Origin of the sequence: Erythrobacter sp. F6033, assembly GCF_023016005.1 — a bacterium.
Classification (GTDB): Bacteria; Pseudomonadota; Alphaproteobacteria; order Sphingomonadales; family Sphingomonadaceae; genus Erythrobacter.
This window is the reverse complement of the sequence record NZ_JALKAZ010000001.1, coordinates 1914053-1927828: the sequence shown is the minus strand read 5'-3', so window position 1 is coordinate 1927828 and position 13776 is coordinate 1914053. Positions and strand designations below refer to the sequence as shown.

General features: G+C 57.8%; 15 protein-coding genes. 2 read left to right on the top strand and 13 right to left on the bottom strand.

Features of this window, described 5'->3' with window-relative positions; genetic code table 11:
• Window positions 1-58: 58 nt before the first annotated feature.
• Complete coding sequence (locus MWU39_RS09255; RefSeq protein WP_247159705.1) at window positions 59-742, top strand: DUF1190 domain-containing protein; 684 nt, start codon at window positions 59-61, stop codon at window positions 740-742.
• 8 nt (window positions 743-750) lie between these two features.
• Here the strand turns inward: MWU39_RS09255 and MWU39_RS09250 are convergent, their stop codons facing one another.
• The 8 genes from MWU39_RS09250 to hisG all read right to left on the bottom strand — a co-directional run bounded on the left by MWU39_RS09250 (window position 751) and on the right by hisG (window position 9604).
• On the bottom strand, window positions 751-1668 hold the full coding sequence (locus tag MWU39_RS09250; protein ID WP_247159704.1) for an acyl-CoA thioesterase II: 918 nt from the start codon (window positions 1666-1668) through the stop codon (window positions 751-753).
• Window positions 1669-1700: 32 nt separating this feature from the next.
• Window positions 1701-2600, bottom strand: coding sequence for a cupin-like domain-containing protein (locus tag MWU39_RS09245; protein WP_247159703.1), 900 nt, complete (start codon window positions 2598-2600; stop codon window positions 1701-1703).
• Window positions 2600-3775, bottom strand: coding sequence for a GNAT family N-acetyltransferase (locus MWU39_RS09240; RefSeq protein WP_247159702.1), 1176 nt, complete (start codon window positions 3773-3775; stop codon window positions 2600-2602). Before MWU39_RS09240 ends, MWU39_RS09245 begins: the two co-directional genes overlap by 1 nt.
• A gap of 181 nt (window positions 3776-3956) precedes the next feature.
• Window positions 3957-6071, bottom strand: a complete 2115-nt coding sequence (locus MWU39_RS09235) for a sodium-translocating pyrophosphatase (RefSeq protein ID WP_247159701.1) — start codon at window positions 6069-6071, stop codon at window positions 3957-3959.
• A gap of 191 nt (window positions 6072-6262) precedes the next feature.
• Window positions 6263-7120 carry a thiamine-phosphate kinase gene (gene thiL / locus MWU39_RS09230; protein ID WP_247159700.1) on the bottom strand — a complete coding sequence of 286 codons (858 nt, stop codon included), beginning with the start codon at window positions 7118-7120 and terminating at the stop codon, window positions 6263-6265.
• Between the two features lie 41 nt (window positions 7121-7161).
• Window positions 7162-7629: a transcription antitermination factor NusB gene (gene nusB, locus MWU39_RS09225; protein WP_247159699.1), complete on the bottom strand. Its 468-nt coding sequence runs from the start codon at window positions 7627-7629 to the stop codon at window positions 7162-7164.
• A complete protein-coding gene (gene hisD, locus MWU39_RS09220) occupies window positions 7626-8918 on the bottom strand; it encodes a histidinol dehydrogenase (protein WP_247159698.1) in 1293 nt (430 codons plus the stop codon). The genes nusB and hisD overlap by 4 nt, the downstream gene beginning before the upstream one ends.
• Complete coding sequence (gene hisG / locus MWU39_RS09215) at window positions 8915-9604, bottom strand: ATP phosphoribosyltransferase (RefSeq protein ID WP_247159697.1); 690 nt, start codon at window positions 9602-9604, stop codon at window positions 8915-8917. Before hisG ends, hisD begins: the two co-directional genes overlap by 4 nt.
• A gap of 73 nt (window positions 9605-9677) precedes the next feature.
• On the opposite strand from hisG, the gene MWU39_RS09210 reads away from it, so the two are divergent.
• Window positions 9678-10760 (top strand): DUF2332 domain-containing protein, encoded by a 1083-nt coding sequence (locus tag MWU39_RS09210; protein ID WP_247159696.1) that lies wholly within the window; start codon window positions 9678-9680, stop codon window positions 10758-10760.
• On the opposite strand, the gene MWU39_RS09205 is transcribed toward MWU39_RS09210, so the two are convergent.
• The 5 genes from MWU39_RS09205 to MWU39_RS09185 are packed head-to-tail and all read right to left on the bottom strand — an operon-like array spanning window position 10749 to window position 13711.
• Window positions 10749-11645 carry an alpha/beta hydrolase gene (locus tag MWU39_RS09205; protein ID WP_247159695.1) on the bottom strand — a complete coding sequence of 299 codons (897 nt, stop codon included), beginning with the start codon at window positions 11643-11645 and terminating at the stop codon, window positions 10749-10751. The genes MWU39_RS09210 and MWU39_RS09205 overlap by 12 nt on opposite strands.
• Entirely contained in the window at window positions 11642-12454 is an 813-nt protein-coding gene (locus MWU39_RS09200; protein WP_247159694.1) for an SDR family NAD(P)-dependent oxidoreductase, read from the bottom strand. Before MWU39_RS09200 ends, MWU39_RS09205 begins: the two co-directional genes overlap by 4 nt.
• A gap of 52 nt (window positions 12455-12506) precedes the next feature.
• A complete protein-coding gene (locus MWU39_RS09195) occupies window positions 12507-12962 on the bottom strand; it encodes an NUDIX domain-containing protein (RefSeq protein WP_247159693.1) in 456 nt (151 codons plus the stop codon).
• Window positions 12955-13434 carry an ankyrin repeat domain-containing protein gene (locus MWU39_RS09190; protein ID WP_247159692.1) on the bottom strand — a complete coding sequence of 160 codons (480 nt, stop codon included), beginning with the start codon at window positions 13432-13434 and terminating at the stop codon, window positions 12955-12957. The genes MWU39_RS09195 and MWU39_RS09190 overlap by 8 nt, the downstream gene beginning before the upstream one ends.
• A gap of 1 nt (window position 13435) precedes the next feature.
• Window positions 13436-13711 (bottom strand): BolA family protein, encoded by a 276-nt coding sequence (locus tag MWU39_RS09185; protein ID WP_247159691.1) that lies wholly within the window; start codon window positions 13709-13711, stop codon window positions 13436-13438.
• Window positions 13712-13776 lie beyond the last annotated feature (65 nt).

The following is a 13776-nucleotide window of genomic DNA, read 5'->3' as shown; positions in this document are numbered from 1 at the left end:
TGTGATAACCATTTCGCGCTAAGCCAACACTGATAGCCGCGTAGACGGGGGATATTTGATGGAAATGCCAGTAGTTTCAAAGCGCTCCAAGCGTTCTTCAAAAGTCGCATTGACGACAATGGCCGCGATTGGTGGCGGCGCAATGCTCTCCGCATGCGGTAGTGAGCCCGCAGCGCCGATGGCCAATGCGATCACCGAAGACACGAACCAAACAGAGGTTCAGGTCTTTGAGAACATCTTTGCTTGCGCAAAAGAGACCGGTAAGACTCGCCAAGAATGCGACGACATGCGTCAGGAAGCGTTGGCAAAGGCTGATGAAGAAGCTCCGCGCTTCGCGGCGCTTCAGGATTGCGAAGCACAATATGGCGCAGGCCAATGTGTGGAAGCCGGTGTAGGTACCGAAGAAGCCCAAAGCGGTCGGCGGCACTACTCGCCTTTCGTAGTCGCATGGTTCTCAAGTAACCGGAACGCCAGCGCACCTTTGTTCAACAGCAAGGCGGGCGGATACCAATCTGCCAATGGCTCACGCGTCAGCTTTGCCGGCCAGCCCGGCAAATACACCACATCCAACCGCGCGTTTGAACGTCCAAAGTCAGTGCCGAAGGTAAAACCCGCTTCGCGTCTCGCGAAAAAGGGCGGCTTCGGCGGACGCAGCACGGGTTGGAACTTGTCTGACCGTGATGGCGGCAAATCGAAACGGACTGCAAGCGCAGGTGGATCGACGCGTAGTAAAGGCGGCTAAGAAGAAGGCTAGGCTTTCTTCTTGCGCTTGCGCATCATGCCTTCCTGGGCGACGCTCGCGACCAGTTCCCCTGACTGGTTGAAAATACGGCCACGATTGAACCCGCGACCGCTGCCGGACCAAGGCGCGTCGGTCGCGTAGAGCAGCCATTCGTCGGCCCGCGCTTCCTTGTGAAACCAGATCGTATGGTCGAGGCTGGCTCCGACGAGTTCGCCGCGCATCCACGATAGACCGTGCGGCAATGCGCTGGTGCCTAGCAGAGTGTAATCGCTGGCATATGTGATTACTGCGCGGTGCAAATCGGCATCATCGGGCAGGGGGGCTGCGGTCTTGAACCATGTATGCGCGCTCGGCTCTCGCGGCTCTGAATTCATCCAATGCAGCCGATCAATAGTGCGCATCTCTATCGGGCGCGGACGCAGCATAAGTGCGCGCTGGGCATCGGTGATCTTATCACCCATCGCGTCCACCATTTGATGGCGCATTTCCATGTCCGATTTAAGATCTTCAGGCGGCGCAACATCGGGCATTGGCGAATCGAGATGCTCGAGCCCGTTCTCCGGTGTCTGAAAGCTTGCGGTGAGGTTGAGGATCGGCGTGCTGACGCCTTCGTCATTTTCCTGAGAGGCAACGACGCGGCGATTGGAAAAACTGCGCCCATCAAAATCGCGCTCGATCCGGTATTCGATCGGAATGCCTTCTTTGCCGCCGCGTAGGAAATAGGCATGGAGCGAGTGGGCCGACTTTCCGTCGCTGACGCTCGCCTGCGCGGCTTGAAGCGCTTGAGCCAAAACTTGGCCGCCGAATACCCGACCCATTCCGCCTTTTTGCGGGCTACCTGCAAAGATGTCTGATGCGCGTTTGTCGACAGTCAACAGCCGAACAAGATCGTCGACCAGCTCTTCTGGAGAAGGGGTTTTGCTCATGCCTTCGCCCATGCGGCGCGGGCGGGATTAGGTCAAGATTGGGTGATCAATCCAAGTTTACGCAGCGCGCGGTAAGCATATGCCTTTGTGCGATTTTGTTCTGGCCAACGGGCGGTCGCTTTGGGGGCCATCCCGCGCTGGCGTAGCAGATGGTTGAATGCGCGCGCGTCGCTTTCGCGGTAGCTCCACTCCGACCGCCAAGTGATCGACAGCGAGATTGAGCTGTCCTGCCCGTTTTGCACATAGTGCGGTGCCATAACCGGAACATAGACTGCATCACCCGGACCAAGCGCGTAGGGCGTTTTGCAGTCGTCAAACGCATCATCCCATGTCAGTTCGCGCGGGCCGCCTGTATGATAACTTTCATGGGTGGTGTCGGGCGCAAAACGGGCATTGCCGGCCGGGAACTGGTTCATCACCTTGATACCGCTGACCTGTAGCAAGATGTTGTGCTCCGGATCGAAATGATACGGTGTGACGGCATTGGGGCTGGAGATGAAAATATAGGCCTGTGGGGTGAGCATTTCGCCGGTGGCTGCCTCAATCTCGCATTGGATATCACCCAGCAGATCGACCAACAGGCCGTGATAGGACGGGACTTGCTCTACGTTCTTTAGTACGGCCCAGCTGTTCGTTTCATGCACGCGCCGGATCGTCTCGCCAATCGACAAGCCAGTCGCGTCGGGCTTGCCATCGATGCCGATGGGCAAATCGCCGCGATTATATTCAACGCTCTTTTCGGAAAGGAGCTCTGCCAGATCGGCGAGCGCTTCGATTTCGAGCAGCGGATGATAATTGAGCTTATGGCGCAGCAAATGCGGCGTTTCGGGATAGTTCTTTGCGAAGGTCGCGCGCGCATCCTGATCGAACATGCCCAGCGATGCGTGCGGTGCCTCATTCCCATCGCAATCGAAAGTTGCCGGAGAGTTCATCACGAAGCCTTTCTGCGGGTTTCAAACGCCATCATCTGGCGGAAAGCCGCTCTGCGCACCGACCCACCAATTGCGATATTGCGACTGACGAGTTGGCGCCGTTCTGTCCAAAGCCGGTCGATCATCGGGTGGCCTTCTGCGGCGCAGCTATCGATCCATTCGGTTTCCGAGCGATCAAGCGCATCGAGGTTTTCGATTTGCAACTGCAATCCCGGAGAATTTGCAGCGTAGCGTTCATCAAAGGCAGTTTTGAAACTGTAGCTGCCCGATGCGGAGAGAAAACTTGCGAGCATTGCGACAGGCTTCCCATCGAGGCGCAACGCCAATCGTTCCAGCTTGCCCGCGCGCGCCGCGCCCTGAATGATGCTGGTGAAGAAGTTGCGGGTAGCTGCATTTCCGGCAAGGGCGGATCCCGCGTCACCTTTCCAGCCTGCGGATTCGAGCGCGAGAAATTCAGCGATCCATTCGCCAGTGGCGAAATCATCAGTACGGCGATGGACTGTCAGACTGCCTCCGTCCGCCAAGCGGCGTCTTTGGCGCCGCAATTCCTTGCGGTGTTTCTTGCTAAGCGCTTGTGATAGGTAATCCTCGGACGAAAGTTCAGATTTCAGCATGGCGCGCTCTCGCCGAAGCACGATCTCGTTTGCCCGAGAAGAGGATGCCAGAACGGCTCGTAGAGCACGATCAAGAGGTCCGCCTTCTTGCAGCAACGGCATATGAAGGAACAGCGCGAGACCAGCGGTTTGATCTGAATGGTCAAGCACAGCGTTCCAAAACGCTTCTTCAAATCCTGTTGCGACCAGCGGCGCGCCGTAAAACGCGTTGTCATGCAGCCAACCTCGGCAATGTGGCACTGGATATCCGTAGTAGTTGTGCGATCGCTCGACTGGCAGGATTCCAGCCAATTCACCTTCTTCGTAGAAAACCAGTACCGAAACGCGCGCGCCAGCTTTGGCGTTCGCGCCCGCATAGGCAGCGAGCGAGGGGATGAGGAACCACGGTTCGAAGAACGGATTAGGCTCGCTTGCCCGCGCAGCAAGATTTTTCCATGCGGAAAGGAACTGCGGGGTTCGCAATTGTTCCACGCTTACCACGCGAAGCCGCGCGCGTCGCTCAATCGCTAGATCGGCGGTTCTTGCTTGCTTCTTAAGGTAAGGCGCATTGGCCAAATCCATATCGGTACTCTCGCCTTGGAGCGCGGCACTGCACGCCCGCATTTTCTATGCCACTAAGGGGTAAAGAAAGCTTATCCGCCGAGGGGAGTGTCCAAGACTTGGACGGACTTCAGGCAAAGAATAACCCCGCCGGAATTGCTCCCGGCGGGGTCAGATTGTTCAGTATTGAACTGAGATCAGATCAATGCCCAGCAAGAGCCGCGAGCAGAAGCAGCGCGACAATGTTGGTGATCTTGATCATCGGGTTCACAGCCGGACCTGCGGTATCCTTGTAAGGATCGCCAACAGTGTCGCCTGTCACGGCAGCTTTGTGGGCTTCGGAGCCCTTACCGCCGTGATTGCCGTCTTCGATGTATTTCTTCGCATTGTCCCATGCACCGCCACCAGCGGTCATGGAAAGCGCGACGAACAGGCCGCCGACGATCACACCAAGCAGCAAAGCGCCCAGCGCAGCAAAGGCATTTTCCTGCCCAGCAAGGCCAAGGATCACGAAGTATACAACGACAGGAGCGAGAACCGGCAGAAGCGAAGGAATGATCATCTCTTTGATCGCAGCCTTCGTTACCAGATCCACCGTACGGGCGTAGTCAGGCTTCTCGGAGTAATCCATGATGCCCGGCTTCTCTTTGAACTGCTCGCGAACGTCCTTCACAACGTCACCAGCAGCGCGGCCCACGGCGGTCATGCCCATCGCACCGAACAGGTACGGGAGCAGTGCGCCGAGCAGCAGACCGACGATCACATACGGGTTCTCAAGGCTGAAATTGACGTCAGCGTTCGGGAAGTATGCGCGAAGGTCAGCGGTGTAAGCGGCAAACAGCACGAGTGCTGCGAGACCGGCAGAACCGATGGCATAGCCTTTGGTCACAGCTTTCGTGGTGTTGCCAACCGCATCGAGCAGGTCGGTTTTTTCACGCACGCTGTCATCAAGGCCCGCCATTTCAGCGATACCACCAGCGTTATCGGTGACAGGACCGTAAGCGTCGAGCGCGACAACCATACCGGCTAGCGCCAGCATCGCAGTTGCGCCGTATGCCAGACCGATCAGGCCAGCGAGCTGGTATGCACCGATGATCGCCGCGATGATCGCGATGGTCGGAAGCGCAGTCGATTCCAGGCTGATGGCGAGACCTTGGATCACGTTGGTGCCGTGGCCCGTTTCAGAGGCTTTGGCGATCGAGCGGACCGGACGGAAATTCGTGCCCGTGTAATACTCTGTGATCCAGATGATGATGCCCGTCAAAGCAAGACCGATGATCGCGCACAGGAACAGATCCATTCCTGTAAACTCAACCATACCGGTGCCCGCGTTCAGAACGGTGTTCATGTCAGTGCCGACAGAACCCAGCGCGTATTGCATAACGACATAGATCAGCGGGACGGACAGGACAGCGGTGACAAGGAAGCCCTTGTACATCGCGCCCATCACATTCGTGCCGCCGCCAAGACGCACGAAATATGTGCCGATGATCGAAGTTACGATGCAAGCCCCGCCGATAAGCAGCGGAAGCGCCATCATTGGCAGGAGAAGCTCACCAAGCTGGGTCAGCAGAAGCGCGGTCAGAACCATCGTCGCGCCAACGGTGACGACATAGGTTTCGAACAAATCGGCCGCCATACCGGCACAATCACCGACATTGTCGCCTACGTTATCCGCGATAACAGCCGGGTTACGGGGGTCATCTTCCGGGATGCCTGCTTCGACTTTACCGACAAGGTCGGCGCCCACGTCAGCGGCCTTGGTAAAGATACCGCCGCCCAAACGCGCAAAGATCGAAATCAGCGATGCGCCAAATGCGAGGCCAACAAGACCGTCGATGACTTCGCGGCTGTTTGCTTCGAGTTCCATCGGACCGACAAGAACGTAAAAGAACACGGCGATTGCGAGCAGTGCGAGGCCAGCCACCAGCATGCCGGTGATCGCGCCAGCGCGGAATGCGAGCGTAAGGCCCTCTTGCAGGCCGGTACTAGCCGCCTGTGCGGTGCGCACGTTCGACTGAACAGAGATGTTCATGCCGATATAGCCCGCAACGCCCGAAAGCACCGCGCCGAGTACGAAGCCGACGGCTGGGATGACACCGAGGAACACCCCGACAATCACCGCAACAACCACACCGACAATGCCGATGGTTGTGTACTGACGGTTCAAATAGGCTTGAGCGCCCTCTTGAATGGCTCCAGCAATTTCCTGCATTTTTTCATTGCCGGTGCTTGCAGAAAGCACCTGAGCGCGGGTCACTACGCCGTAAACCACGGCGAGCAAACCAAGCCCGATTGATATAAGAATTAAGTCCACGAATTATCCCCTCTCGTGACGCGGAAATGTATGGGAACTGCGCCTTTTATGAATCCCGCTTTTTGTTTTTACGGCGCATTGGGACGGGACCATACGGTCTTGCGTAGGGCTGACAAGACTCAAACAGGTCTGGTTCCACCGCTCCCAGTCAAAAGCCAATGATTTTGAGGGGTTAAGCGCAGCGTGATCCGCTACCCGTGTTGATATCCAAGGCCTTCGGAATTCATGACCGGTTCGCTGTCAACGAATATCGGCGCAAATCCGCGCTGCTCCACAGTTCCGATCCGTGCAGCGGGCACCGGAGGTTTCACGTCATGCGGCAGAGTGAAGAGCAATTCGTAATCATCGCCCCAGCGCATGCATTCATCGCGTCGTTCTGGATCAGCAACCGGGATCGCATTGGTTTCCAACGCGATCGAAACGTTGCTCGCTTGAGCCATCCGAAACGCATCGAGCAAGAGGCCGTCCGACACGTCCATCATCGCGCTTACCAAGGGGGCGAGAGCGCGGCCTTCGCTTAGGCGCGGCTTTGGACGGTTGAAGGAGTCAAGATGCTGATCAACTCCCTCAAATCCGAGCATCGCTTCACCCAAAGCTCCCGTGATGAAAAGGCTGTCACCTGGTTGCGCGCCTGTGCGCGAAGGAACTGGGGTCGAAGTCGCTCTGCCTATCGCCGTCAGACTATAGGTGCTTGAACCGGTCGCAGCGATTGTGTCGCCGCCCATCAAGGGGACTCCACAGGTGGTCAGGACATCGCGCAGGCCGTCGATAAAGCGCTGATCATTGCCGCCTAACGAATGGCCAAGAAGCACGCCCACGGGTTCCGCGCCTTTCGAAGCCAGATCGGACAGGTTGATCGCGACCAGCTTCCAAGCGACATCGGCCAAGTCGGCTTCAGGGCGGAAATGCGTGCCCTCTGCCATGATGTCGTGATTGAATATCAGCGTTTCCCCGCCAATTTCGATCACTGCGCAATCATCATTGAGGCCGCGAGCGCCGCTATGCAGAGGCAGCGCGCGCAAGGCCGCTATAAATTCGCTTTCGGTCATCATTGCCGCCGCAATACCATGTCGGTGCGTATCAAGCGACGTTAGGACCGGGCCTCTTTGGCGACCGCATCCAGAACGCCGTTGACGAATTTCGCTTCGCGATCGTCGAAGAACGCTTTTGCGACATCGACATACTCGCTGATTACGGTGGCTGTCGGCACATCCGCGCGGGCCATAAGCTCATAAGCGCCGCTGCGCAGCACCTGAACCATGGTTTTGTCGAGCCGCGCGATTGTCCAGCCATCGGCGAGTTTGGACAGCAAAAGCGCGTCAATCTCGTCACGGCGAGCGTCTACGCCGCGAACCACATCATCAAAGAACTCAACCTCGGCATCGGCAAAGACTTCGCCGTCGTGATCTTCATCATCGACTTCGCGGCCCAGACGGTGCTGGTGAAATTCGTTGAGCAGCTTGGAAAGCGCGGTGCCTTCCATCTGCTGCTGATAAAGCGCCTGAACCGCAGCGAGGCGGGCAGTCGAGCGGGCTTGTGATCGGGCAGGCGTGTTCATTTGCGGCGAAGCTCCACCGATTTGGCGTGGGCGGGAAGGCCCTCTGCATGGGCAAGAGTGGCCGCGGCTGGACCGATCTTGGCGAAAGAAGCCTCATCAAGGCCGAGAAAGCTTGTGCGCTTCATAAAGTCGAGCACGGAAAGACCGCTGGAAAAGCGTGCGCGGCGTCCGGTTGGCAAAACGTGGTTCGGCCCGGCAACGTAATCGCCGACAGCTTCGGGTGTCATCCGGCCCAGGAAGATACTACCCGCGTGGCGAATGCTTTTCAGCATCACTTCGGGATCGTCCACCGCCAGTTCGACATGTTCGGCGGCTAGACGGTTGGCGAGCGCGGGCGCTTCGCTTTCCAGATCATTGACGACGATGATCGCGCCGTGCGCATCCCAGCTTGCCTTTGCGACTTTGCCGGTAGCCAATTGGGTGAGCTGGATCGCGACACTGTCTTCGACGAGAGCGGCAAAACCTGCATCATCGGTAATCAGGATCGATTGCGAGGTTGGATCGTGCTCGGCTTGCGAAAGCAGATCGGCGGCGATCCAATCCGGATCGTTCTTACCATCGGCGATGACCAGAATTTCTGACGGGCCTGCAACCATATCGATGCCAACCACGCCGTAAAGCTGACGCTTTGCCTCGGCGACATAGGCGTTGCCGGGGCCGGTGATGACATCGACCGGTTTGATTTTGTCCGTACCATAAGCGAGCGCGCCCAAAGCGTGTGCCCCGCCAACGCGCCAAATCTCGTCGACACCGGCAAGGTGCGCAGCGGCGAGAACGAGCGGGTTCGAATTGCCTTTGGGTGTTGGCGTCACGACCACGGTGCGCTTTACGCCAGCGACTTTCGCTGGGATCGCATTCATCAGCAGCGATGATGGGTAGGCTGCACGTCCGCCCGGCACATACAGGCCAGCGGCATCGACCGGCCGCCAGATCGCGCCGAGCCGAACGCCAGCATCATCGGTGTAATCGCGGTCCTGCGGCAATTGCGCTTCGTGATATGCGCGGATGCGGCTTGCGGCGAGGTCGAGAGCATCGCGTAGATCGCTATCCAGTTCGCCGTAGGCTTGTTCACAGCGTTCTGGCGTAATGACCCAATCAGATTCATCACCCAGAGCATATCCGTCGAAGCGCTGACTATACTCAACCAATGCATCATCACCGCGGCTTTTGACGGCGCTTAGAATACTGGAGACTTGGCCTGCGACGTCTTTGTCAGCCTCACGCCGGGCATTGACGAGGCGGTCAAAACGCTTTTCGAAATCGGGATCGAGGGAGCTGAGCGATTTCACTTTGCTGCCTCACTCGCCCGTGCTTCGGCATCGGAGCGGAACGCCGCAACCAGCTCAGCGACACGCGGGTCTTTTTTGAGCGCCGCACGGTTGACGATCAGGCGGGCTGAGATGTCGATGATTTTGCCGGTTTCGACGAGGCCGTTCTGTTTCAGCGTCGCACCTGTCGAAACAAGATCAACGATCTGGCTTGCGAGGCTCAGCACGGGCGCAAGCTCCATCGCTCCGTTGAGCTTGACGCATTCGGCCTGAATACCCTGTTTTTCAAAGTGTCTGCGAGTTAGGTTCGGATATTTGGTTGCCACACGAAGGTGGCTCGCGCCGGAGCGGTCTTCGGTGTCATCGGCGAGCCGCGCAACCGAAAGTCGGCAATGCTGAATGTCCAGATCGACAGGTGCGTAAAGATCCGCGTAGTCAAACTCTTCGACCACGTCAGAGCCGACAATACCAATCTGCGCTGCCCCGTGCGCGACGAAAGTCGCAACGTCGAAGGCGCGCACGCGGATCAGGCGCATGTCAGCGCGCGTCGTTTCGAAAGAAAGCGCGCGGTTGGACTTGTCGTGAAAGCTATCATGGGGCACCACGCCTGCACGCGCCATCACTGGCAGCGCTTCGTCGAGAATGCGTCCCTTGGGTACAGCGAATGTCAGCTGCCCGAATGTATCAGTGGCTTGATCGGTGGTCATCAGGCGCGGGACTTAGGGATTGCGCCCGCAAAGGGCAACACAATCGAGACCGTCAAACGCAAGGAAATCGCACATGAGCAAGACCGGGATCATGGCTATCGAGGAATTCACTGAAGCGCTTGATTGGCAGGCGACCCATGCCGAGCAAAACAACGCACCGTGTACCGCGCGTATTGTTCGGGCGCTGGCAAAGGTCCGAGCAAGCGACACGGCGACGGGCCGGCGCATCGCAAATTGGGAAGGGCTCACGCTGAAAGACGCGATGCCTTTGCGCATGGCGGGCGGTCTGCATTACCTGCTTGTTTCGGGGCAGGATGACAGATTGGCTCGAGTCTACAGCGGGCAAATCGCCGATCAGGCTCAGATTGACGCGCTGGTCTGCGAGCTGGTTCAAACCTACGATACGCAGCTGTTGCCATGGCTTGATGGTCCGCCTCAGACCAACGAAGCAGGACGCGCGGCGAGCATCATGGGAGGTTTGCTCTGGCTGGCACAACGGACTGTTCCGAAATTTGAACTGTTCGAGCTTGGTGCGAGTGCGGGTGTTCTGACCATGCTCGAACGCTACAGATTTCATTTGGGCGAAACCGCTGTCGGACCGCTGGGGTCGCCGATGCAGATCGAGCCGCTTTGGAAGGGCGATGGATCGCCGCCAGCTGCGCCGAATAACTTTCAGATATTGTCTGTTCGGGGATGCGACGTCGCTCCGATCAATTTGGCTGATCCGGACAGCGCTTTGCGGCTTAAAAGTTATGTCTGGCCGGACGCACCGGGAAGGATGGCGCGGATCGATGCCGCGATTGCGCTCGCAAGTGCACGTCCGCCCGATCTGGTCAAGCAGGATGCGGGTGAATTTGTCGCCGAAATGCTTACTGAACCGCAGACGAAGGGCGTGACGCGCGCCATGTTCCACTCGATCATGTGGCAATATATGTCCGCTAGCACGCAGGACGCGATTACCGAGGCGTTTGAGGCAGCCGGTGCAAACGCATCACCGGAATGCCCGCTGGCGTGGGTTTCGCTTGAAACCGATCCGGCGACATTCCGTCACGAATTGAAAGTGCGGCTTTGGAATGGTTCGCCGCAGGATGGCGAAACGCATCTGCTCAGTCATGCCCATCCGCATGGCGCATGGGTTGAGTGGTTAGCTGGCTAGAAACGCGTCCATCGCGGCGTTGAACTTATCGGGTGCCTCCCAAGGCACAAAGTGACCGCAATCGGGCACTTGCACAACGGTCAGCGGATCGATGATGTCGTCCAATCCTTCGAGATTTTCTGGAGGTAATGCGAGATCGTCCATCGCCCAAATGACCAGTGTCGGGATCGTCAGGTCTGGCAGGGTGGGCGGCGTGTAGCCATCCGGCAGTGCGTAAGGCGCATCGACCGGCGGGACATGCATCGAACTGCCGCGATAGTAATTGATCATGCCGAAACACGCATCGCGGTCTTGCCAATCCTTCAGCAACTGCGCGCGCTCTTCCGGCTCCATCGTTGTCGGCTTGTCCCAATTGACCTCTTGCAGCATCAATCCTGTAAGCCCTTTTTCGCGGATCAGAGGATCATTGGCGGGATCCCGGAAGGCGCGAATGTACTGGCTCGCTTCGCGCTGGCCTTTGTGGGTGTAGAGCAGTTTTTGAAAGATCATCGGATGCGGCGCGTTGGCGATGATCGCGCGTTCGACCCGCATATGTTGACCGCCAAGTGCCACGCCCCACGCAATTGCTCCGCCCCAATCGTGACCGACAATGGTGAACTTCGCGATGCCGAGTGCATCGGCGAGCAAGAAGATGTCACCGATCAATTTATCAGGGGTATAGGCCTCAACCTCTTGCGGTTTCGACGATCCGCGATAGCCGCGCTGATCGGGCGCGATGCAGCGATAATCTTTGGAGAAATGCGGGATTTGATGCCGCCAAGTTCGATGGCTTTCGGGAAAGCCGTGGAGAAAGATGAGGGCTGGGGCATCGACCGGCCCTTCATCGACAACATCCAGCTCAATCCCGTTGGCAAGCGCGACGCGCTTTTGCTCCATCGCGATCATGCGCTGTCTTCCATTTTTTCCATATATCCGTTTGCGACCATGGCGGCGACCTGATCGAAGAGCGCGTCGGGTGTGCGGCGCATCTCGCCCATGCCGGCCTCCATGCCCTGCGCGACGATGATTTCACGCTCGCCAGCTGCCATGCCATCGAGCATGGTTTTGGCTGCGTCGATCGCAGGAATGCCTTCGTCGATCACTTTGTCGCTGACGCCGCGTTTGGAGCCATCCGCAACCATCGCATTGCGCGCAACATCGGTGGCGACGGAGCCGGGATAAATCACATGGACACTGACGCCGGTCTGCGACAATTCGCCGCGCAGCGCGTCTCCGTATCCGGCAAGGCCGAACTTCACAGCGCTGTAGGCGGTGCGCATCGGCACACCGACTTTGCCCGCGATGGATGAAATAAAGGCGAGTGCTCCCGAACCGCGCTCTGCCATGTGCCCGATAAGCCCCTGGCTAAAGGCGATTTGGGACGTGAGATCGATATCGATGATGTCGCGGTAAACCTGCATGTCGGTCTTTAGCGCGCGGCTGCGCTGCGAAACACCAGCATTGGCAAACGCGACATCAACACCGCCTTTCCATGCAATTGCTTTGGCCGTCGCATCGGCAAGAGCCGCGTCATCGCGCACATCGAACGGCAGGATCAATGTCTCGCCGCAATCGGCGGCAACCTCAGCAAGACGCGCTTCATCGCGGCCAGACAGCGCAACATGCGCCCCGCGTGATGCGACATCGCGGGCAAGCGCCGCACCGATGCCTGATGACGCGCCCGTGATCCAAACAACCTTGCCAGTGTAATCCATATCTCTGTCTCTCCTCGCCTGTCGGGATAGCGAGACAGATCGTGCGCGGCAATCAGGTTGCGATATGAGACGCGATCAGATCGCCAAGGTTTTCCGGAAACACCAATTCATGCCAGCTGGAAAGCTCTTCCAGCGCGAACCATCGGTGTTGTGTCATCAGCTTTTGCTCAAGCTCGGTGTGGCCAGCCGTGTCGATCTCTGCGCCATCGACACGAACGATAAAATACCGCTCATCAGCCTGTACCGGTTCGCCTTCGACGGTGATGAATTCGGGAGTGGTTCGCGCAATTTGCGGTCCGGGATCAGCCGCTATGCCCGTTTCTTCCATAAGCTCTCGCCGTGCTGCGTCTTCGAAACTCTCGTCCGGTTCGCATTCGCCCCCTGCCGTCACCCAAAAGGGTGGTCTGCCGGGTACGTCAAAACGGAACATCAAGGCGCGGCCCATCGGGTCGAGCACTATGACACGTGCTGCTCTGCGTACACGCAAACCGCTGTCGAATTCACTCACTGGAGAAATTCCCCGCATATCCATGGTTGCGGAACAGCCTTCTCAACCGGAAGGAATGGCTTACGCGTCCAGCGGGAGACCGGCGATATTGGTCGATCTGGTCGGGGTCGGCACCAGCATCCAGAAGGATCGCAATCAATTGCACATTTACGGGCAACGGTAGAAATGGTTTTGATCGGCCTGCGTTTCGAACTGCACTGGTCAAAGGGCCTGCCTCATCATCATTGACGATATTCGGGTCAGCTCCAGCATCAAGCAGAATCCGGACGATTTCTGTCGCCTTGACGGCAGCGGCTATCATCAGGAGCGTTTGACCGTACTCGTCCTGTTCATTGACATCTATGCCTTCCGCAATCGCATCTTTGACCGCTTCACAATCGTTTTTCGCAATGGAACGCTCAACAGAATTCGAACCGCCCCAGACCGGCGGCTTTCGCATCGGAAAGTGCTTTTCGAATTCTTCGCGCGACATATCAGGGCGCAGTAGGCGCGCTGGCTTTGATCGCGACGGCGTGAACCCGCTGCCCGACAATGTCGCCGAGCGCGGCAATCACCGCGCGTTGGCGGGCGAGACGGTTCATTTCCGCAAAGGCCGGTGCTTCGATAACAACGGTAAAGTGCGACTCCCCCGATCCATCATCACCCGAATGGCCGGAATGCTGCGCGCTATCGTTGATGATATCGAGTGCAGTCGGGGCAAAAGCCTCGGTCAAAAGCGTTTCCATTTCCTGTGCTACGGTTCCGCTCATTTGGGCTTGTCCTTTTTGCAATAATGATTGGCTTGGAATTTGGGGGCAAAGACACCATTCTCAAG